This is a genomic window from Streptomyces sp. NPDC001832 (genome assembly GCF_040297265.1).
In the GTDB taxonomy this organism is placed as follows: Bacteria; Actinomycetota; Actinomycetes; order Streptomycetales; family Streptomycetaceae; genus Streptomyces.
Genome location: NZ_JBEOYU010000014.1, coordinates 1 through 19,719, shown reverse-complemented (window position 1 = coordinate 19,719; position 19,719 = coordinate 1). Strand labels below are relative to the sequence as shown.

Annotated in this window: 21 protein-coding genes and 1 pseudogene; 14 read left to right on the top strand and 8 right to left on the bottom strand. The window is 69.6% G+C overall.

The window, feature by feature from the left end; genetic code table 11:
- Positions 1 to 56: 56 nt before the first annotated feature.
- Positions 57 to 1,397, bottom strand: a complete 1,341-nt coding sequence (locus ABT115_RS13960; RefSeq protein ID WP_351788289.1) for a DUF2254 domain-containing protein — start codon at positions 1,395 to 1,397, stop codon at positions 57 to 59.
- Between the two features lie 194 nt (positions 1,398 to 1,591).
- Here ABT115_RS13960 and ABT115_RS13955 point away from each other — a divergent pair, with 194 nt between their 5' ends.
- The 5 genes and pseudogenes from ABT115_RS13955 to ABT115_RS13935 all read left to right on the top strand — a co-directional run bounded on the left by ABT115_RS13955 (position 1,592) and on the right by ABT115_RS13935 (position 5,235).
- Positions 1,592 to 1,855, top strand: a complete 264-nt coding sequence (locus tag ABT115_RS13955) for a CopG family transcriptional regulator (RefSeq protein ID WP_351788286.1) — start codon at positions 1,592 to 1,594, stop codon at positions 1,853 to 1,855.
- Positions 1,852 to 2,265 (top strand): PIN domain-containing protein, encoded by a 414-nt coding sequence (locus ABT115_RS13950; protein ID WP_351788284.1) that lies wholly within the window; start codon positions 1,852 to 1,854, stop codon positions 2,263 to 2,265. The genes ABT115_RS13955 and ABT115_RS13950 overlap by 4 nt, the downstream gene beginning before the upstream one ends.
- 105 nt (positions 2,266 to 2,370) lie before the next feature.
- Entirely contained in the window at positions 2,371 to 3,501 is a 1,131-nt protein-coding gene (locus tag ABT115_RS13945) for a hypothetical protein (protein ID WP_351788282.1), read from the top strand.
- A gap of 208 nt (positions 3,502 to 3,709) precedes the next feature.
- Positions 3,710 to 4,231, top strand: a pseudogene (locus tag ABT115_RS13940) (IS701 family transposase); the annotation flags it as partial.
- A 533-nt stretch (positions 4,232 to 4,764) separates the two neighbouring features.
- On the top strand, positions 4,765 to 5,235 hold the full coding sequence (locus ABT115_RS13935; protein WP_351788279.1) for a GNAT family N-acetyltransferase: 471 nt from the start codon (positions 4,765 to 4,767) through the stop codon (positions 5,233 to 5,235).
- Between the two features lie 162 nt (positions 5,236 to 5,397).
- Here ABT115_RS13935 and ABT115_RS13930 read toward each other — a convergent pair whose 3' ends face one another.
- From ABT115_RS13930 to ABT115_RS13920, 3 genes are all read right to left on the bottom strand, one after another.
- Positions 5,398 to 5,883 (bottom strand): PIN domain-containing protein, encoded by a 486-nt coding sequence (locus tag ABT115_RS13930; protein ID WP_351788276.1) that lies wholly within the window; start codon positions 5,881 to 5,883, stop codon positions 5,398 to 5,400.
- Positions 5,831 to 6,208 carry a plasmid mobilization protein gene (locus ABT115_RS13925; RefSeq protein WP_351788273.1) on the bottom strand — a complete coding sequence of 126 codons (378 nt, stop codon included), beginning with the start codon at positions 6,206 to 6,208 and terminating at the stop codon, positions 5,831 to 5,833. Before ABT115_RS13925 ends, ABT115_RS13930 begins: the two co-directional genes overlap by 53 nt.
- A 187-nt stretch (positions 6,209 to 6,395) precedes the next feature.
- On the bottom strand, positions 6,396 to 7,073 hold the full coding sequence (locus tag ABT115_RS13920) for a DUF429 domain-containing protein (protein ID WP_351788270.1): 678 nt from the start codon (positions 7,071 to 7,073) through the stop codon (positions 6,396 to 6,398).
- A gap of 386 nt (positions 7,074 to 7,459) precedes the next feature.
- Here ABT115_RS13920 and ABT115_RS13915 point away from each other — a divergent pair, with 386 nt between their 5' ends.
- The 4 genes from ABT115_RS13915 to ABT115_RS13900 all read left to right on the top strand — a co-directional run bounded on the left by ABT115_RS13915 (position 7,460) and on the right by ABT115_RS13900 (position 10,822).
- Positions 7,460 to 7,978: a toxin-antitoxin system HicB family antitoxin gene (locus tag ABT115_RS13915; RefSeq protein WP_351788267.1), complete on the top strand. Its 519-nt coding sequence runs from the start codon at positions 7,460 to 7,462 to the stop codon at positions 7,976 to 7,978.
- A 103-nt stretch (positions 7,979 to 8,081) separates the two neighbouring features.
- A complete protein-coding gene (locus tag ABT115_RS13910) occupies positions 8,082 to 8,924 on the top strand; it encodes a DUF4097 family beta strand repeat-containing protein (protein WP_351788265.1) in 843 nt (280 codons plus the stop codon).
- 60 nt (positions 8,925 to 8,984) lie between these two features.
- Complete coding sequence (locus ABT115_RS13905) at positions 8,985 to 10,034, top strand: ATP-binding cassette domain-containing protein (protein WP_351788263.1); 1,050 nt, start codon at positions 8,985 to 8,987, stop codon at positions 10,032 to 10,034.
- The gene (locus ABT115_RS13900; RefSeq protein WP_351788261.1) at positions 10,031 to 10,822 is read left to right on the top strand and encodes an ABC transporter permease; all 792 of its coding nucleotides are present in this window, start codon (positions 10,031 to 10,033) and stop codon (positions 10,820 to 10,822) included. Before ABT115_RS13905 ends, ABT115_RS13900 begins: the two co-directional genes overlap by 4 nt.
- A gap of 186 nt (positions 10,823 to 11,008) precedes the next feature.
- Here the strand turns inward: ABT115_RS13900 and ABT115_RS13895 are convergent, their stop codons facing one another.
- A complete protein-coding gene (locus tag ABT115_RS13895; protein ID WP_351788258.1) occupies positions 11,009 to 12,457 on the bottom strand; it encodes an MFS transporter in 1,449 nt (482 codons plus the stop codon).
- Positions 12,458 to 12,616: 159 nt separating this feature from the next.
- On the opposite strand from ABT115_RS13895, the gene ABT115_RS13890 reads away from it, so the two are divergent.
- Entirely contained in the window at positions 12,617 to 13,072 is a 456-nt protein-coding gene (locus ABT115_RS13890; protein WP_351788255.1) for a MarR family winged helix-turn-helix transcriptional regulator, read from the top strand.
- 16 nt (positions 13,073 to 13,088) lie between these two features.
- Here the strand turns inward: ABT115_RS13890 and ABT115_RS13885 are convergent, their stop codons facing one another.
- On the bottom strand, positions 13,089 to 13,466 hold the full coding sequence (locus ABT115_RS13885; RefSeq protein ID WP_351788253.1) for a hypothetical protein: 378 nt from the start codon (positions 13,464 to 13,466) through the stop codon (positions 13,089 to 13,091).
- Between the two features lie 192 nt (positions 13,467 to 13,658).
- Between ABT115_RS13885 and ABT115_RS13880 the strand changes: the two genes are divergently transcribed.
- Positions 13,659 to 13,859, top strand: a complete 201-nt coding sequence (locus ABT115_RS13880) for a superinfection immunity protein (protein ID WP_351788250.1) — start codon at positions 13,659 to 13,661, stop codon at positions 13,857 to 13,859.
- A 173-nt stretch (positions 13,860 to 14,032) separates the two neighbouring features.
- On the opposite strand, the gene ku is transcribed toward ABT115_RS13880, so the two are convergent.
- A complete protein-coding gene (gene ku, locus ABT115_RS13875) occupies positions 14,033 to 15,097 on the bottom strand; it encodes a non-homologous end joining protein Ku (protein ID WP_351788248.1) in 1,065 nt (354 codons plus the stop codon).
- Between the two features lie 61 nt (positions 15,098 to 15,158).
- Between ku and ligD the strand changes: the two genes are divergently transcribed.
- The 3 genes from ligD to ABT115_RS13860 all read left to right on the top strand — a co-directional run bounded on the left by ligD (position 15,159) and on the right by ABT115_RS13860 (position 18,798).
- Positions 15,159 to 16,058, top strand: coding sequence for a non-homologous end-joining DNA ligase (gene ligD / locus ABT115_RS13870; protein ID WP_351788245.1), 900 nt, complete (start codon positions 15,159 to 15,161; stop codon positions 16,056 to 16,058).
- Between the two features lie 233 nt (positions 16,059 to 16,291).
- Positions 16,292 to 18,466, top strand: a complete 2,175-nt coding sequence (locus ABT115_RS13865) for a HEAT repeat domain-containing protein (RefSeq protein ID WP_351788243.1) — start codon at positions 16,292 to 16,294, stop codon at positions 18,464 to 18,466.
- Positions 18,463 to 18,798: a zinc ribbon domain-containing protein gene (locus ABT115_RS13860; RefSeq protein ID WP_351788240.1), complete on the top strand. Its 336-nt coding sequence runs from the start codon at positions 18,463 to 18,465 to the stop codon at positions 18,796 to 18,798. Before ABT115_RS13865 ends, ABT115_RS13860 begins: the two co-directional genes overlap by 4 nt.
- Here the strand turns inward: ABT115_RS13860 and ABT115_RS13855 are convergent.
- The coding region (locus ABT115_RS13855; RefSeq protein ID WP_351788238.1) for an IS200/IS605 family accessory protein TnpB-related protein at positions 18,795 to 19,719 on the bottom strand (925 nt) is incomplete at its 5' end. The two genes, ABT115_RS13860 and ABT115_RS13855, sit on opposite strands and share 4 nt — an antisense overlap.

Here is a 19,719-nt window from a genome sequence, read left to right as displayed (position 1 = left end):
GGGCGAGTGCTCAAGCCGTGGCGCTGCAGGACTGCCGGCATTGCCTGCCGACGTGGTCAGGGAGTTGGTGGCCCGTCTGGTCGGTTGTCGGGGGTGTGAACGGTCGAACGATTCCTGGCCACTTGCCGGCGCACGGCTACCGCCTCCGCGTGGGCGAGGGCGAGGTCGGTCGGCTGCGCCACCTCTCGCTCGGCGTCGGCGATGACGATGCGGGCCTGTTCCTCGATCGCCGCCAACCGCTCGGCATCGTCGGCGACCACGGCGGCGCAGTTGTACAGCAGGCGGAGCAGAGCATGGGCGACGGTCGGTTCACGGGCCCCGTAGCGTCGGATGAGCCCGCACATCACGGCGAGGTATTCCGGAAACCGCCGCCCGGGAATGATCACGGCGGCCCCGCCGGCGTCGCGGACGACGTGGTTGCCCAGGGGGCGCCGGGCGAGCACACAGAAGATCACGGACAGGTGGTCGATGGCCTGCACCGCCGTGTACGGATCGTTGACCGCCGGAGACAGCGCCTTGCAGGCGACGTCGACCAGTTGCCGGATTCCGAGCGCAGCGTCCTGTTCCAGGGTGCGCTCGAATCCGATACGGACACTGGCGTCCATCACCTGCGAGAACTCCTGAGGGGCCGGAGCGGGGTCATGCGGTGAAGCCCGCCAGATCCACGCCAGTGTCGTTCCCGCGACGACGTGTTCGCCCACCCGGGGCCGTAGCCGCAGACAGACACCGTGCTCGGCCGCGGTCCGCAGCAGCAGGTGCGGGCGCACCACCTGTACGTACCCGGACCGGTGGGAGGCAATGGCCACGGCCCACTCCGGCACGTTGACGACATCCTCGCCACCCGCGAACACCCCATCGCGGATCACCCGGACGGTGTTGCGCTCCACCACGCGCATGATCGCGTCGACCTGGATGGAGTGCACCAGATGGTCGGCGAAGAACACCAGCAGGCCGAGGCTGACGAACAGCAGGACGAGCGCGCCGCTCACCGCAAACCGGGGAAAGTTCTCGGAGCGGCCCCCTCCCGAAACACCGACCGTGTAGAGACCGGCCGCGCTGTAGGCGAAGGTGGCCACGAAGACGCTGAGCACGATCTGATTGGGCCGGTCGCGGAGAAAGTTGCGCAGCAGCCGCGGCGAGAACTGGGTGGACGACAGTTGCAGCGCGACCACGGCCAGGCCCAGCAGCACGGCGATGACCGTCACCATCGTCCCGGAGATCCCGATCAGCAGCGTCCGGGCATCGTCGACGGTCCCCTGAAACGCCAGCGGCGAGCCCGAGCCGGTCTTGACGAGGGACAGCAGCGACCCGGTGACCAGTGCGGCCACCACGGACAGAGTGGGAAGCACCCACAGCGACCCGCGAACGTACTCCGCCAGCGCATCACGTCGGATCATGCGTAACCCCCAGCACATCGATGCTTGGCCGGGTATGGCCAGTATCCGACGTGCGCGTCGACACTCCAAGTGATCACTGAGATCACGGCGTTCCGACAGTCCGCGTCCTCGGTCAATCCTGCGCAACGGGGTCACCCCATAGCGGGCAGATGGATGGACACCCACCAAGGATGGCTGGCGGTAGGATAAAGGGCATGAGCGAGCCTACCGGCAAGTACTCGATCACCATGCCGCGCGACATCGCAGAGGCCGCCAAGGCCCGCAGTGGCCCCTCCGGCCTGTCCGCCTACGTGGCCGCAGCCGTCGCCCGGCAGATCGAACGCGACAACCTCAACGAACTCATCCAGGTCGCCGAGGCCGAGCACGGCCCCGTCACCGACGAGGAGATCCAGGCGCTGCGCGACCAGCTCCACCAGGCCCGCCTCGAGCAGACCCGCGGCAGGGCGGACGCGGCGTGACCCGCTCTCCCGCCGTACCCGGCGGAACCTTGGTCCTCGACAGCGAGGGGCTGTCCAAGGCCGTGCTGCGCGACCGTACGGTCACCGGCTGGTTCGCCCTGGCCCGCGCCGACGACCTGAGGGTGATCACGTCCGCGGCCACCCTGGTCGAGGTGGTCCATCCCCGGATCAATCGCCCCGCCCTGGAGTGGACCCTCTCCCGCCTCATCGTGGAGCCGGTCACCGAGCCGATCGCCCGGCACGCCGCCGCCCTCCTTGCCGGCACCGGCCTGCACGGCCACAAGTACGCCATCGACGCCATGCTCAGCGCCACCGCCCTCGCCGCCCCCGGCCCCGTCACGATCCTCACCTCGGACCCCGAGGACCTGACCGCCCTGTGCAGCGGCCAGGCCACCGTGATCAAGATCTGACCCAGGCCCTCGTCGGCGACGGCCTCTTTCAGCTACGGCGTCTGGGTACGGCGTCCCTTCGGCTCCGCGTCCGCACCCACCCGCGGCGGCGATAGGGTCCACCCCGTGAGCGAGTACCAGTACTACGAGTTCCAGGCCCTCGATCGACCGCTGAGCCGCGAGGAGCAGGAGCAGCTGCGGGCCCTCTCCACGCGTGCCCGGATCACGTCCACCAGCTTCACCAACACCTACAACTGGGGCGACTTGAGCGGCAGTCCACGCCGCATGGTCGAGCGCTACTTCGACGCCCACCTGTACGTCACGAACTGGGGCACCCACCAGCTGATGCTGCGCCTGCCCAAGGAAGCCCTGACCTTGCCCACGGTGAAGCCGTACTGCCTCGACCACCACGTCGACGCCTGGACCACCCGCACCCACCTCCTACTCGACCTCACCAGCGCGGACGAGGGCGGCGACTGGGTCGAGGACGCCGACGACTCCCTGGCCGCCCTCATCGGCGTACGCGACGAACTCGCCACCGGCGACCTGCGCCCTCTCTACCTCGCCTGGCTCTCCGCGCTCACCGCCTGGGAACTCGAAGACGACGAAGAAGAGGAGTACCAGACCTGCCCCGAGCCGCCCGTCCCGGCCGGGCTCGGCGAACTGACCGCCCCGCAGCGCGCGCTCGCGGACTTCCTGCGCGTAGATGACGACATGCTGGCAGTAGCGGCCCAGGCCAGTCCCACCGCACCCAAGGAGCCGGTCAAACCCACGAAGAAGGAACTCGCCCCGCTGATCGCCGCCCTCCCGCAGAAGGAAAAGGACGCTCTGCTGCTGCGGCTCGCCCTCGGCCCGGAAACCGGGTTGCGCACCGAACTCCTGCACCGCCTGCGCGGCACCACAACCCCCACCACGGTCCCCGGGCGCCTATCAGCGGCCCACCTCCTGGACGCCGCCCACACACGGCGCACCGAACGCCGGCAGCGCGCCGAACGCGAGCGAGCCGCAGCCCGCAACCAGCACCTGACCGCCCTCGCAGGCGAGGCCGAACACATCTGGCAGCAGGTCGAGGCGCACATCGCCACCAAGAAGACCAACGCCTACGACCAGGCCGTCACCCTCCTCGCGGAACTACGCGACGCGTACGACCACACCGGACGGAGCACGGACTTCCGAGAGCGCCTCACCAACCTGCGCGAGGACTACCAGCGCCGCCCCGGCCTCATTCACCGCCTTGACCACCACGGCCTCCGGTAACAACGCCACTCCCCCGTCCGCAGGCTTCCGCCCCGAGACCACCCGCGCGGCTGAGCTCCAGAGCGACCCCACACCACGCATGATCGCCCCGCATGTGCAGGCCAGCGCCGTGCGCACGACCAGTCCCGCAGGAGCAGCCGCCCGGGACACCGGCGGCCCAGCGGGGCTTCTCTCAGTCCGGTGACGACGAAGGAGCCACCGGGAGGGGGCTGAACGCGGCGCGAAGGGGCACCGCTTCTACGACTGGGCGGTCATCGACCTCGCCGAAGCGGCACCGGGCCACCACCAGCTGCTGATCCGCCGCAACCGCACCACCGGCGAACTCGCCTACTACCGCTGCTTCTCACCCCGGCCGGTGCCGCCGGCCGAACTGGTGCGGGTCGCCGGATCCAGATGGCGGGTGGAGGAAACCTTCCAGAGTGAGAAGGGGCTGACCGGGCTCGATGAGCACCAGGTCCGCAGCTACCCCTCCTGGACCCGCTGGGGCACCCTCGCCATGCTCGCCCATGCCTTCCTCGCCGTCGTCCGTGCCGACGAACACACCCGCCGTCCCGGACCTGCCGACCTGGTTGCGCTGTCCTGCAACGAAATCCAGCGCCTGTTCATCACGCTCGTCGTCCAGCCGGTCCACCACGCAGCCCACCGGCTCGGCTGGTCCGACTGGCGACGCCGCCACCAAGCCCGCTCCCGCACCAGCCATTACCGACGACAAGCCGCATCCCAGACATGAAGATCACGATCTACAGCTGGAGTATTAGCTTGCAGATGCGACGATTTCCTTGTGAAGTCCGGCGCTGCCGGGTTCTTTGGTGTTGTTGACATTGCCGCCCAGCCGATTCACTTACACACTCAGGCTTTCCGCCAACGCTGCCACTCACTCTCCAGCCAGCCTCGAAGGGACTGTCGGATCGACTAGGTCCTCCCCCGCCGGGGGAACCTCGAAGAAGGTACCCAAAGGCCCCGCCACCAGCGAGAACGCTGAGGACGAGGTCATCGCGTATGTGCAGGCGTGTGCCGCCCTGAGCGACCCTATGACGCCGTCTGGACAGGGTCTTGGAGCGTCTGCCCAGGTCAAAGCAGCTACCTCGGACGCGGACACAGCCCGGCGTGCCAGTCCCGCTCCAGTTCCGCTGCGTCGAATACGCTGCGAAGACGTCCAACCTGGCGTCCTTGATATTGCGTACACACGGCGGACTGCGCACGGCAGCGGCTCTTCATGTCGGCCCGGATGGCGCAGCTGCCGGATGCAGGAAGGGGTGTGGCATGACGTCCCCAGGCGTGCACCTGCGGGAGATCACCGACGACAACCGGGATGCCGTTTGTGCCCTCCGCGTCCGACGTGACCAGAAGCAGTTCGTCGCCTCCGTCTCCAAGTCGCTCAAGGAGGCGACAAAGAAACCGGAGGCCAATCCCTGGTACCGCGCCATGTACCGCGGCGACGAGCCGGTCGGCTTCGTGATGCTGTCGTGGAAGCCGCCGGCTGGTCCTTACAAAGGGCGGCACTTCATCTGGCGCTTCCTCGTCGACAAGCGGCACCAGGGGCGAGGGATCGGCCGAGAGGCGCTCACGCAGATCGAAGCCCTGGTTCGCGCGGACGACGCCACCGAGCTGCTGACCAGCTACGAGCCCGGCGACGGCGAACCGTGGCCCTTCTACCAGAAGTTCGGGTTCGAGCCCACCGGGGAGATCGACGACGGCGAGATCGTTCTGCGGCTCACCTTCCCCGCTCGGTGAGCTCATACCCCGTGTCACGTACTTCGACGGCCTTCCGCAGTGCCCCCGACCGCTGGGGCGTCGAGCCGTGCCCGCCCGGCGGTAGGACGGTCTGGGCCGAGTGTGCCTGCGAGGTCTCGGTCCGGACGTGCACGACGGACGAACACGCGTGACAGTCGCTCGTCAGATGGCAACCACGTGCACGTCCGTCGGCGCGAGGACCGTCAGGTAGGCGTGGATGTCCCCGGGGTCGGTGGTGAAGATCACCGCGCTGCCGTGCCGGGCCGCTGCCAGAGCCACCCAGGCGTCCACAGCATCCGGCCGCTTCTTCGCCGGCAGGGCCGCCTGCCCCAGCGCGGTGCCGATGCGCCGCCAGTCCGCGAGGTCCGGGCCCGTCGCACAGGCCAGACACTCCGAACGGCCCGCCTTCGTCTCACGCCTGGGTGGCTCGGACGTACGGGTCTGAGGGACCGTGCAATCCTTCAGGACGCCGGACAGGGCGTGCACCAGCGCCGGCTGGGGGCGCCACACCTGGGCGAGGACCGGTCCGAGCACCAGCGCCCGGTGCGGGACCGTACGCGGTCCCTCGTGGAGAGCCACCGCCTTCGCCTTGCGGTCAGCGAGTGCGATGAGCATGCCGGTGTCGTAGACCGGCACCCGTGCGCTCACGCGGCTGTCCCGGACGATGGCCTTGCCGGTCCCGGCCCTGGACGAGACCCAGGGCTTCCTCGACCTCGCGGCGTTCCTGCTCCGTCAGTTCCGCGGCCGGTTCCGGGGCGGGTTCGGCGGGCAGCCCGTCCGCTGCCCGCTCCGCCCGGGCGATGAGTGCGTCCACCTCGGCGAACTGTTCCTCTATGACATCGCTCTCAGCCATCTGGCGCGTTGCGGCATGCACCAGGTATGCCGAGACGTCCATGCCCGCCCGTTCCGCGTGCTGCCTAATGCGTTCAGCCTGGTCCTGCTCCAAGCTGATAGTGATGCGCGCCTTTGCCACGGAGGCACCGTAATACGCGTATGACGACAGTGCGAGTGGGCCGAGCAACCGGTCCGCGCCCGCGAGCAGTTCCTCGGGGGCCGAGGTGGACGGCGGCGGAGGCAGGAGGGCCGCAGGGAGCCGGGGCGGGCGCGCGGACGCGACGGGTGCGGCCGGGCGGATCGGGGTCGTCGCCGGAGCGTACGCATCAGTATCGAATCTCGACGAGGCGCCCTTCTGCATCCAACTCGGGCGTCTCGGGAACCCGGTTCGCTGTCCCGAGCGCGATCCGGTGCGCCGACCAGGCCGCGACAGCGGCGTCGAGCACGTCGTCCACGGGAATGCGGTCCGCCTCGCCAAGCTCGTCCGGGAGCACGAGGCCGGCCTCGGCCAGCAGGGAGCGGCGCAGGTTCTGGCCGCGCCAGGTCTTCTTGGCGTAAGCCAGCGGCACTCCGTGGGCCAAGGCGTAGAAGGACACCTCGGGGTGCACCTCGTGGATCCGCTCATCGGCGAGCCAACACGCCCGCGCCTCAAGCAGCTTCGGTCTCAGCGCCCACGCCTGCCGGCTCAGCCGATTACCGGTGAGCTCCTGGCACCGGTCGGCGGCCGCCCTGTAGTCCTGCTCCTGCCACGCCATTCTTGGCGCCACGGGGAAAACGCTGCTGCGCCGCACCCCGAGCAGCGCCCTGGCCGCGAGATCTGCGGCGCGCCAGCCCTTCTCGACCAGACCCAACGGCATGTCCACGGCGATCGTATCCACCTCGGCGGCGCGCTCGATCAGCCTCTCGAGCCGGGGATCCACCAGGCTGCCCGCGTACGCGCCGTCCGTGAGTCTGATCCCGACCCACCCCTGCTTACCGCAGGCGTCAACCCCAAGGACGTCCATACCGCCCAACTCCTCGCGCACAAGTCGAGCCGCAACGTAGCGGCACCCACGATCCCAGAAACTGCCGTTCTCGCAGGACGTCGTCGACGAGTTCCCCGACCACGACGCCGCCGTCGCCGTCGCCGTCGCCGTCGCCGTCGCCGACTACGCCACCACAACCAACCGTCAGTTGGTCGCACGTTTCGCGGGCGAACTCACTTGGCACCACCCCGGCACCATCCGGCGCCATTCCAAGCCCCCAAAAGCACGTGAGCACGCATGGCGCCACAATGACTCGGGGCTCCCTCTTCACATTTCCGCAGGTAGAGCGACCACCCAGGAGCCCGGCCCACGCAAGGTGCCACCTAGGCTTGCATGTGGCACACCCATGGCGCCATGATGGCGCCATGGACCTCACCCCGTATGTCGACACCCTCCGCCGCGAACTCGCGGTGGCCGCCGAAGCCGGCGGCGACGAAGCCCGCGAGCTGGCCGAGAGGCTTACCGCTCCCCTGGAGTCGGCGACCCGGCTGACCATGCTCAACGTGCTCTCCGCCGCGATGGACGAGATCACCCGCGAACTCGCCCCCGGCTCGGTCGACGTACGGCTGCGCGGGCTCGACCCCGACTTCGTGGTGACCCCGCCGCCCACCGACGGCGGAGCTCCCGCGGAGCCGGCCGCGACTGTCGAACCGTTCAGGACCCCGGCCCCGGCCGACGGCGACGAGGGCGGCACCGCCCGCGTCAACCTGCGTCTGCCGGCCCGCCTCAAGGCCCGCGCCGAGGAGGCCGCGAACCGCGAGGGCCTGTCGGTCAACGCGTGGCTGGTGCGCGCCGTGTCGGCCGCGGTCGACGGCGGTACCCGGCCGCATACGCCGGAGAAGACCCGCACCATCGGACAGAGCTTCACGGGCTGGGTGCGCTGACCGCGCCCCCGCCGGCACCACTTCACCCTTCACCCGCACCACTTCACCCACACCACGTCCCACCAGCAGGGACGTCCTGAAGACCCAAGAGGACGGGACAGCCATGCCTTCTTTCGACACTCCCGAACCGATCTCGGTCACCGCGCGCGTGGAGGCCGGTTCCATCCAGTTCACCGCGGGCGACCGCCTCGACACCGTCGTCGAGGTGCGGCCCCGCGACCCGAAGCGGGACCTGGACGTGCGGGCGGCCGACCAGACCGAGGTCACGTACGCGAGCGGCGTACTGACCGTCAGGACGCCCAAGTCCAATATGTTCGGCCGCACCGGCACCGTCGACGTGACGGTCGAACTGCCCACGGGCTCGCGCATCGACATGACCGGCGCCTGGACCCAGGTGCTCGGCGAGGGCCGACTCGGCGAGGTCCACGTGAAGACCTCGTCCGGTGACGTCCGCCTCGACACCACCGGCCCCCTCCAGCTGAAGGCGTCGCACGGCTCGATCACCGTGGACCGGGTCGAGGGCATGGCCGAGATCACCACCAGCTCCGGCAGCCTGCGCGTCGGCCTCGTCGACGGCCCCGCCGTCCTGAAGAACTCGCACGGCACCACGACCGTCGGCGCCGCAACCGGCGAGCTGCGGGTGAGCGGCGCCAACGGCGACATCGAGATCCGGCGCGCCGAGGACTCGGTCACCGCCACCACCGCCCGCGGCGCCCTGCGCGTGGGCGAAGTGGCCGGCGGCACCGTCCAGTTGGAGACCTCCTACGGCGCCATCGAGGTCGGCGTCCGTGAGGGCACGGCCGCCTGGCTCGACGTCAGCTCGGGCTCCGGCCAGGTGCGCAACACCCTCACCGCGTCCGAGATCCCGGAGAAGACCGAGGACACCGTCAAGGTCCGCGCCCGCACCCGGTACGGCAACATCGACATCCGTCGCGCCAAGGCCTGAGCGCCGCATCCTCAACCGGCCCCCTCTCCCACGCACTTCAGCCTTCGATTGGAGGGCTCCATGCCTTCTTCTGTCATGCCCACCTCCAGGCGTGTCGACGGTCACCCGACGTCGGCCGCCGTCTCCACCGCCGGTCTGCGCAAGTCGTACGGCGACAAGACCGTCCTCGACGGCATCGATCTGCATATCCCGGCCGGGTCCGTGTTCGCACTGCTCGGACCCAACGGCGCCGGCAAGACCACCGCCGTGAAGATCCTGTCCACGCTCATCACCGCCGACGGCGGGCAGGCCCTGGTCGCGGGCCACGACGTCGCCACGTCACCGGACGGGGTGCGTGCAGCGATCGGCGTCACCGGGCAGTTCTCCGCCGTCGACGGGCTGATCACCGGCGAGGAGAACATGCTCCTCATGGCGGACCTGCACCACCTGTCCAAGCGCGAGGGACGGCGCGTCGCCGCCGAGCTGCTGGAGCGGTTCGACCTCACCGAGGCCGCAAAGAAGCCCGCCCAGAGCTACTCCGGCGGCATGAAGCGCCGCCTCGACATCGCCATGACCCTCGTCGGCAACCCGCGGATCATTTTCCTCGACGAGCCGACCACCGGCCTCGACCCGCGCTCCCGCCACAACATGTGGCAGATCATCCGCGAGCTCGTCACGGGCGGCGTCACCGTCTTCCTCACCACCCAGTACCTGGAGGAGGCCGACGAGCTCGCCGACCGCATCGCCGTGCTCAACGACGGCAAGATCGCCGCCGAGGGCACCGCCGAAGAGCTGAAGCGGCTCATCCCCGGCGGACACGTGCGGCTGCGCTTCTCCGACCCGGCCGCGTACCAGAGCGCCGCCTCCGCTCTGCGCGACGTCACCCTCCCCCAAGCTCTCGGCTTCGCTCGAGCAGGGGGTACCCCCATCGACGAGGCGCTGGCACTGCAGATCCCCAGCGACGGCAGCCAGCGCGAGCTGCGCTCCATCCTCGACTGGCTGGACTCGGCCGGCATCCAGGCGGACGAGCTGACCGTGCACACCCCCGACCTCGACGACGTGTTCTTCGCCCTGACCGGCAGCACCAACCAGCCGAACCAGCCGAAGCAGCCCAAGGAGGCTGTCCGATGAGCTCCCTCACTCTTGCCGTGCGCGACTCGTCCACGATGCTGCGCCGCAACCTGCTGCATGCGCGCCGCTACCCGTCCATGACGCTGAACCTGCTGTTAACGCCGGTCATGCTGCTGTTGCTGTTCGTCTACATCTTCGGCGATGCGATGAGCGCCGGCATCGGGGACGGCGATGCCGACCGGTCCGAGTACATCGCTTATCTCGTCCCGGGCATCCTGCTGCTGACCATCGGCGGCACCACGATCGGCAGCGCGGTATCCGTCGCCACGGATATGACCGAGGGCATCATCGCCCGCTTCCGCACGATGGCGATCCACCGCGGCTCGGTGCTCATCGGGCACGTCGTCGGCAGCGTGCTCCAGTGCGTGATGAGCGTGGTGCTCGTCGGGGCCGTCGCCGCGGCCATCGGGTTCCGGGCCAAGGATGCCACCGTCCTGGAGTGGATCCTGGCGGTCGGACTGCTGGCGCTCGTCTCCCTGGCGCTCACCTGGATCGCGTTCGGGATAGGCCTGTCCAGCCCGAACGCCGAGGCGGCCAGCAACAGCGCGATGCCGCTGATGGTCCTGCCGCTCCTCTCCAGCGCCTTCGTGCCGGTCGACGCGATGCCGGGCTGGTTCCAGCCGATCGCCGAGTACCAGCCGTTCACCCCGGCCATCGAGACGCTGCGCGGCCTGCTGCTCGGCAGCGAGATCGGCAACAACGGGTGGCTGGCCGTGGCCTGGTGCCTGGGGCTGGCCGTGCTCGGCTACGTCTGGTCCAAGTCGCTGTTCAACCGCGACCCGAAGTAGGGGACCGCGCCCCCCAACTCGTCCCACTCCGTGGCGGCGTACCCCGACACCGCGTCGGCGTACGCCGCCCGCCGGCGTTCTCCACCGCCCGCCAGGTCCGCGCCGCCGACGCCGACGCGGGCGCGGCCCGCGGGCTCGCAGGACGCAAGGCGACCTCGGCTCCGCGTGGCCGCGTGGGGCCGTGGGTCAGACCTTGGCCTCCGTCGGCGCCTGGGCCGAGTCGGGGACGGCGTCTAGCGCGGAAGCCGGCCGGACCGGGATGAGGAACGCGACGATCGCGGCCGCAACACCCACCCCGCAGCCGATCAGCATGGCGGCACGGAAACCGTTCTCGGAGGGCAGGACGTAACCACCGAACTCCGTGGTCATCTGGGCCAGGACCACACCGATCACGGCGGCCGACACCGAGCTGCCGATCGAACGCATCAGCGTGTTGAAGCTGTTGGCCGACGCGGTCTCCGACTGGGGCACCGCGCCCATGATCAGGGCGGGCATCGCCCCGTACGCGAAGCCGATGCCCGAGCTGCCCACGATGGTCACGACCAACAGCCCCCAGGTGGAACCAAGGAGCGGCAGGGAGATGCCGTAGCCGACGGCGATGACGAGGCTGCCCACCGCCAGGGTGACCTTGGGGCCGTAGGCGGCGGAGAGCTTGGCGCCGATGGGCGACACCACCATCATCATCAGCCCTGCCGGGGCCATCCACAGGCCCATGGCCAGCATCGACTGTCCCAGACCGTACCCGGTGGCCTCGGGCAGCTGCAGCAGCTGAGGCACCACCAGGGACTGTGCGTACATGGCGAATCCGACCAGGATCGAGGCCGCGTTCGTCATCAGGATCTGAGGGCGGGCGGTCACGCGCAGGTCGACCAGCGGCTCGCTGCTGCGCAACTCCCACCAGCCCCAGGCGAGCAGTATCACGACCGTCGCGGCGAACAGGCCGAGCGTGGTGCCGCTCGACCAGCCCCAGTCGGCACCCTTGGAGACCGCAAGGAGCAGGGAGACCAGCGCGGCGCCGAGACCGACCGCACCGAGCAGATCGAAGCCGCCCGCGTCGGCAGTGACACGGTCCGCGGGCACCAGGCGCCAGATGAGGATGCAGATCAGCAGGCTCAGCGCGGCAACGACCCAGAACAACACGCGCCAGCTCGCGTTCTCGGCAATCGCGGCGGAGAACGGCAGGCCGAGTGCGCCTCCCACACCCATGGACGCGCTCATGATCGCGATGGAGGATCCGAGCCGCTCCGGCGGCACGACGTCGCGCAGCAGGCTGATCCCCAGGGGGACCATGCCCATGCCCGCGCCCTGCAGGCCGCGCCCGATGATCATCGGGGCGACGGAGGACGAGAGTGCGCAGATCACGGAGCCCGCGATCAGCGGAACCGTGGAGACCAGCAGCATGCGGCGCTTGCCGTACATGTCGCCGAGGCGTCCGGCCACGGGGGTCGCGACGGCCGCCGCCAGCAGCGTGGCCGTGATGACCCACGAGGCGTTCGAGGCGGTGGTGCCGAGGATCTTCGGCAGGTCGCCGATCAGCGGCACCACGAGAGTCTGCGTGATCGCGGCCACGATGCCCGCCAGGGCGAGGATGCCGACAACACCGCCGCTGCGGGTTTCGGCTTTGGAACGGTCCACAGGCACTCCCTCTTGGTGGTCCCGGCACGCAGGCCGAGTTGCGCGATACACGCGATGTGCATCGTACATCTTGTATGTATGACACATATTGCACGTGGTATACCTGCTGCAAGGCGGCTTCGCGGAATGGGAGGCCGCCCGGGAGTCGAAGGAAGTCGCATGGACAAGCCCGTTGATTTGATCGAATTCGAGACCATGCTGCTCGGGCGGTACATGCATCTGCTGACGCCACGCGCACGAGGGTGCACCGATCGGCTCGACCGCAGCGCCTATCTTCTGCTGAGCCGCATCCAGACGCAGGGGCCGATGACCATCGGCGAGCTCAGCGCCGCCTTCGGCCTCGATGCCTCGACCCTCAATCGGCAGACGGCCGCCATGCTGCGTGCCGGGGTGGTCGAGCGCGTACCCGACCCCGAAGGCGGCATCGCGCGCAAGTTCGCCATCACACACGAGGGCGAGCGCCGCCTGGAGGCCGACCGGGCCCGGAACGTCAACGGCCTGCTGAAGGTGATGGCCGACTGGACGCCGGAGGAAGTTGCCGATTTCGCCGCCCATCTCAGCCGCTTCAACCGCGATATCGAGAGCGTCGACGGGCGTCAGTGGCCGCGCGGGTGACAGCCTGCGTGTGGGGCTACGAGTCCTCATCCTCCGGGCCGCCCGAGCCGATCTGCTCTGCTCGCAGCGCCAGGTCCTGCAGCACGTCGGCGGAGGACACGTCCGTCTGCCCGGAGTCGTGCACCTGGGCCAGCATGGCGAAGGCCAGGGTGAACGCGCCGACCAGCTGCTCCACCGCGCCGCCGACCTCCCGGCCGACCAGGGCCGCGACCTCTTCGATCGAGGCGTCCTCGGGGATCGAGATCCGGGGCATCGTCTCGTTCAGGAGCGCGGTCACCACGCTCGGATCGGTTTCCACATAGTCGCGGTCCGCGTTCTCTTCGAGGAGCCGGCGGATCTCGCCCGCCTCCGTGAGGATTCCCACGACACGCTTCACCACTTCGCTCTGCTCCATCCCGTGAGCATAGGCGCGTAACCGTGCAACCTGTGGGCGCTCGGTCCTTCGCGCCGTCGCGTCTTTGCCGGTCCGGTTCAGACCAGGACGAGGAGGCCGAGCCTGTGCCCGCACAGGGGACGCGGCCGCAGCAGCCTCAGCTCCCCGGCCATATAGAGTTACCGGTCCCGATTCTTCGAGCAAAGGACCGTTATGGGAACGGTGTTGACCGTGATCGTCGTAGTGATCGGCGCGGCGTTGTACCTTCTGCCGTCGCTGATCGCCTTCAACCGGAGCAACAAGGACCGGTGGTTGATCCTCGTCATCAACGTTGTATTCGGCGCGACGCTTGTGGGCTGGGCTCTGGCCCTCTATCTGACTCTGCGTAAGCCCAAGGTGCCCGCTGCGGCGTGACGTCTGTTCGTCCACGTCCCAACGGTGAGTCAGGGTCTCGACGAGCAGGAGCCCGCGCCCGCCTTTGTCCAGCTTCCCCGGTCGCTGCACCTTCGGCCGGGGGCCGGCGTGTCCGTGCGGCGGCCCGGGCTCGTGCACGGTGTCGGCGGGGGGTGCACCCCATCATCCGTATTTCAGGCCGAGGCGCGCTTGCGACGAGCAGCCTCCTTCTTCGGCTTCGTGTCCGACTTCGCGGTGGTCTTCTTCGCCGTCGTCTTGGCGGACGACTTCGCCGTCGACCGTGCGGCGGTCTTCTTGGCGGGTGTCCTGCTCGGCGTCGACTTCTTCGCGGCCGTCTTGTTGGCGGACGCGGTGGCCTTCTTCTTCGCTCCGGTTCCGCCCGACTTCTTGCGGTCGGTGAGCGAGGAAACCTTGGCGACGGAGGCGTTTGCCGATTCCTCGGCGGTCTCCGGCTCCTCGCCGCGGGCCTCCTTCGCGGCCCGGACGCTGTTCTCCAACGCTGCGATCAGGTCGATGACCTTGCCGGCGCCCGAGACGTCCGCCCCCGCCGGCTCCAGGGTCCGGCCCTCCGCCTTCGCCGCGATGAGTTCCTCGACCGCCTCGCGGTAGTCGTCGTGGAGCGAGTCCATGTCGACCTCGCCGAGGGTGGCCATCAGCGCGTCGGCCAGGTCGAGTTCGGCGTCGCGGACCGTGACCTCGATCTCCGGGGCGACACCCTCGGGGCTGCGGATCTCGTCCGGCCAGAGCAGACCGTGCATGGCGATCACATCGTCGACCACCCGCAGCATGCCGAGCCGTTCGCGCCCGCGCAGCGCGTATTTCGCCACGGCGACCTTCTTGCTCCGCTTCAGCGCCTCACGCAGCAGGGTGTACGGCTTGGCCGCCGGGACCCCGTTGGCACAGAGGTAGTACGCCGCGTCCATCTGGAGCGGGTCGATGGAGTCGGCCGGCACGAAGGCGACGATCTCGATGGTCTTGGCGGTGGGGATCGGGAGGGAGCTGAGGTCCTCGTCGGTGATCGGGATCACCGAGCCGTCGGCGTCCTCGTACGCCTTGCCGATGTCGGTCGCGGTGACCTCCTGCTCGTCGATCTCGCAGACCTTCCGGTAGCGGATCCGTCCGCCGTCGGCAAGGTGGATCTGGCGGAAGGAGACCGAATGGTTCTCGGTGGCGTTGACCAGCTTGATCGGGATGCTGACCAGCCCGAAGGAGATGGCGCCGTTCCAAATGGACCGCACTGTTCACCCCTTGCGTCCGTATAGAGGCCTATACATACAGAAAGCGTGTGATTGTTATCGTATGACGCCTATCACAGAGGTGGAGGGGCGGCGGCTGGCGCTCAGCAATCTCGACAAGGTGCTGTATCCGGCCACCGGAACCACCAAGGGCGAGGTGCTCCACTACTACGCGGCCACCGCGGCGGGGGCCCTGCTCACGCATCTACGCAACCGGCCCGTCTCCTTCCTGCGCTATCCGGACGGGCCGGGCGGGCAGCGCTTCTTCACCAAGAATCCGCCGCCGGGTACGCCGTCCTGGGTACGCACCGCCGCCGTGCCGCACCATAAGGGCGAACAGGCCAGACAGGTGGTCGTACAGGACCTCGCCTCGCTGATGTGGGCGGCCAATCTGGTGGTGGAATTCCACACCCCGCAATGGCAGGCGGACGCGCCCGGAATCGCCGACCGGATGGTGTTCGACCTGGATCCCGGCGCGCCCGCGACCGTGGTGGAGTGCTGCACGGTGGCGCTGTGGCTGCGCGAACGGCTGGCGGCGGACGAGTTGCTCGCGTACGGGAAGACCTCGGGGTCGAAGGGGCTGCATCTGCTCGTACCAATTGAGCCGACCCCCGCCGATCGGGTGTCGGCGTACGCCAAAGGACTCGCGGTCGAGGCGGAGCAGGACCTTCCGGAGCTGGTCGTGCACCGGATGACGCGGGCGCTGCGGCCGGGGAAGGTGTTCGTCGACTTCAGCCAGAATGCGGCGGCGAAGACGACCGCCACGCCCTATACGCTGCGCGCCCGGCCCGAACCGACCGTCTCGGCGCCCGTCACCTGGGCGGAGATCGAGGAGTGCGGGGCGCCGGGGAAGCTGGTCTTCCTGGCCGGTGACATGGGGGCGCGGCTGGAGCGGTACGGAGACCTGCTGGGGCCGCTCGTCGATCCGGACCGGGCTCGGCGGTTGCCGACTGCTGGGCGGTAGGGCGGGCAGGGGTCCGGGTGGGGGTGGCTGCCGTGCTGTCCTCGATCGCCGGACGGGCTGATTCCAATGGTTGGTTGACGCGTCCGAAATTCGCCCCCGAAGCGCATGGCGCATGACGGATGATCTTGTCATGTCCGTAGGGAAAAGACCGCATGCGGAGGGCGGAGCGTCCGAGCCGTGGTGCACACTCCTCGCAGACACTGCTTCGTGGAATCGTGTGGGGAGGCGACGGCATGTTCGCAGGGATCGACGAGGTCGACTGGGCCTCGATGGAGCATGCCTACGGGCCTGCCGATGATGTGCCGGTGATGCTGCGCGGTCTCGCGTCCGCCGATCCGGCGGAGCGCGAGGCGGCGCTGGACGGCATGTACGGGGCCGTCCACCACCAGGGCGATGTGTACGCCTGCACGTTGGCTTGCATTCCCTTTCTCTTCGAGCTGGTCGTGGATCCGGGAATTCAGGACCGGGGCAGCATCGTCGAGCTGCTCACCAGCATCGGCGGCATCGATCTGGACGGGGACGACGAGGACGAGCTCGACGAGGAGGAGATCGAGGGCGCGGCGAACTACGCGATGGCGGCGACCGCCGTCACCGCGGGCGCCGGGGCGTTCTGCGAGCTGATGGCGGATGAGGACCCGGGCGTGCGGCTCTCCGCGCCCCTGGCACTGGCCACGCTCCACAGCCACCCGGTGCGGGTTCTCGCGCTGTTGCGGGAGCGGTTGCCGGTGGAGCCGGCCGAGGAGGTACGGCTCGCCCTGGTCGAGGCCGCCGGGCGGGTGGCTCTGCGCCATCGTGAGCTGGCCGGGCAGGCGGCCGCCTGGCTGACCCGGCTGACAGGTGAGGGGTTTCCGCCGGGGCTGCGACTGGCCGCGCTGGCACAGCTGGCGCGGTGCGCACCGGATGCCCTGCCGGGCGATGTCGTGCGGGTGGTGACGGGGCTGCTGCGGCAGCTGCGCTCGGTGCCCGTGCGTCGGGCCCAGACGGCTCCCGCGGTCGATGCGCAGGCCGGTCCGGTCGAGGCGGTCGCGGCTGTCGACGCGCATTCGGAGGCGGCCGGGGAGCCTTCCGTCGAGGAGCGGGCCGCGCCTGTGACCCTGGTCGGGCAGTTGCGGGCGCTGTCCGACCAGGAGACTTCGGGGCGTTCCGCCCCGTGGACGGCGGACCTGCTGAGGACGCTGCATGTCGGGCTCGACGACCGGGTCGCCGAGCGGACGGCGCTGCTGACGGATCAGCTGCGCAGTCCCGACCACCAGCAGCGGATCGATGCGCTCCGGATGAGCAGCGGGCTGATCCAGGCCTGGCGCGGCTCGTACGAGGAGCTGGTCCGGCTGGTGGGAGAGCAGCTCGCCACCCCTGAGCCACGGCTGGCCGGGGCCGCAGCGCATGTCCTGGAGGATCTTTTCGGCCTCGCCGCGCCCGCCGCCGATGCGCTGGCGGCGCGGGTGGCGGCGGACCCCGGCGCATGGGTTCAGGACTGGCCGAGCGGGCCTCCGGCTCTCGGCAGTGCGGTGAAGGCGCTGGCCAGGCTGGGCGATGCCCGTGCCGTGCCCGCGCTGGCCGCCGCGCTGGAGCGGCCCGAGGTGCCGCACGATGTGGGGTTCGCCATCGGCTGTCTGGGGGCGGCAGCGGCCCCGCTGACCGCTGCGCTGCGCCGCGGGCTGGGTGAGGTCCGGCTCGACGAGGGGGCGTACGACCGGGCGAGCCCGCTGCTCACGGGGCTGACCGCGCTGCGGGCACACGAGGCGATACCGGAGGTGCTGCGCGTGCTGCGCGGTGCGCCGGAGTACCGGGGCGAATGGCTGCGTACGGCGGCGCTGCGGGCGCTCGGTTCGTTCGGGCCCGCGGCGCACAGTGCCGTACCGGAGCTGCGTGCGCTGCTGCGCCGCCCGGGGAACACCTCGGCAACGGAGGCCGCCCAGGCTCTGTGGGCGGTCGACGGGGATGCCGACGCCGTGCTGCCGGTGCTGATCGAGGGCCTGCAGGCGGAGCGTGTCCACGAGCTGCGCTTGGCGGTCAACGCGCTGGGCAGGCTCGGGACGCGGGCGGCGGTGACCGCGCCCCGGCTGCGCGCACTGCTCGGGCACGAGGAGCTGTGGCTGCGGGTGGATGCGGCGATCGCGCTGTTCGACGTGTCCGGACGGGCCGAGGAGTCCGTGCCGGTGCTCCTGGCTGCCTGGGAGAAGAACCGCCATGCCCGGGTCCGGGTGGCGGAATGTCTGGCGCGGATGGGTGTGGCTGGTGCAGGGTCGGACGCGGCACATGTGCTGCGCGCCGAACTCGCCTCCGTACGCCGTCACAACGCGGTGGACGGTGGATACGGCAGCCACGACACGTACGAGGACGAAAAGCTGCTGGCGCTCTGCCGGCAGGCGCTTTTGGGCAATACGGGGAAGGAACCCACAACATGATCATTTTCGGTACGCGGGGTTATCTGTACCAACTGGCCATCCTGACGATGGTCTGCGGCTGGTGCGGCAATCCGGCCGCGCACACGCTGCGCAAGCGGGTCACCAAGTTCACGCTGTTCTTCGTGCCGCTGTTCCCGTTCTCGACGAAGTTCGCGACGCAGTGCACGTTCTGCGGCGGGGAGCAGCAGATCCCCAAGGAGCAGGCCGAACAGCTGCTGGCGCAGCACGCCGCCTCGCAGGACGGAAATCCGTTCGGGCAGGCGCAGGGACAGTGGCAGGGGCAGGGACAGCCGGGTTACGCACCGGGCGGACCGGGCCAGAACCGTTCCTAAACAGTGTCCAGGAGTGAGTCTTGTGTCCACGTCCCGGAACTGCGCGCATCCCGAACGGTTTTGGGTGCGCTGGTCCCCCGCGTTCTCGTTGTCCCTGTCCGGCAACGCGCATCGTGTGCACGCTCCGCGACGGGGCGGCGGGATTCCTCACGCCCTCGGTCACCATGATCGGCCTGGACGGTCCGATGCCCGGCACCATCACTCTGGTGATGCCGGGGCGGTGCCGTCCTTCGCCGGATCGGGTGCCCGAGGGCGCGCCTGCCGATGGCCACCGAGGCGGCGTCATGGCGAGTCATGGTGCGAGTCTTGCTGTTCAGGGGCTTGCGCCAGTGCTGGTCGCCCCACATCGAGGTGTATGCCGGGTCGACGGCGACGACGGCGATGCCGTGTTCGGCGGCCATGGAGACGATGCGGGCCTTGAGCTTGCCGGTGGGCATACCGGAGATGAGTTGCCGGAAACGCTTCTTGCGGCCGTGCTTCTCACGGGTCTTCTCGGCGGAGAAGTCCAGGTTCTCGATGCCGATCGGCTGTGCGCCGGTCTGCTTGGTCCAGTGCAGCAGGCGGGTGAGGGCGTGCCGGATCTGGGCGTCGCGGTGGTCGGCGGTGCCGGACAGGTCGTAGGGGAAGCGGCGCGGGTCGCCGACCGGGTTGCCGTGCCGGTCGAGCCGGTAGGCGGCGAAGTGGTCGGCGTTCGTGTCGACGCCGACCATGCCCTGGGCGCAGGCGGTGGCCAGCGGCATCGTCTGGACGACGGGCCTGATCCACGAAGCGGTGAGGTACCAGCGGCCCCGCTCGACGTGATAGTGGATGCGGTAGGCGACAGCACGGTTGGCCTCGGTGCGGTCGCGCCACTCGTCCCCGCGGTGCGCGAAGGCGACCTTGGAGGCGAGAACGTACCGGCCGTGTTTGCTGTTGGCCAGG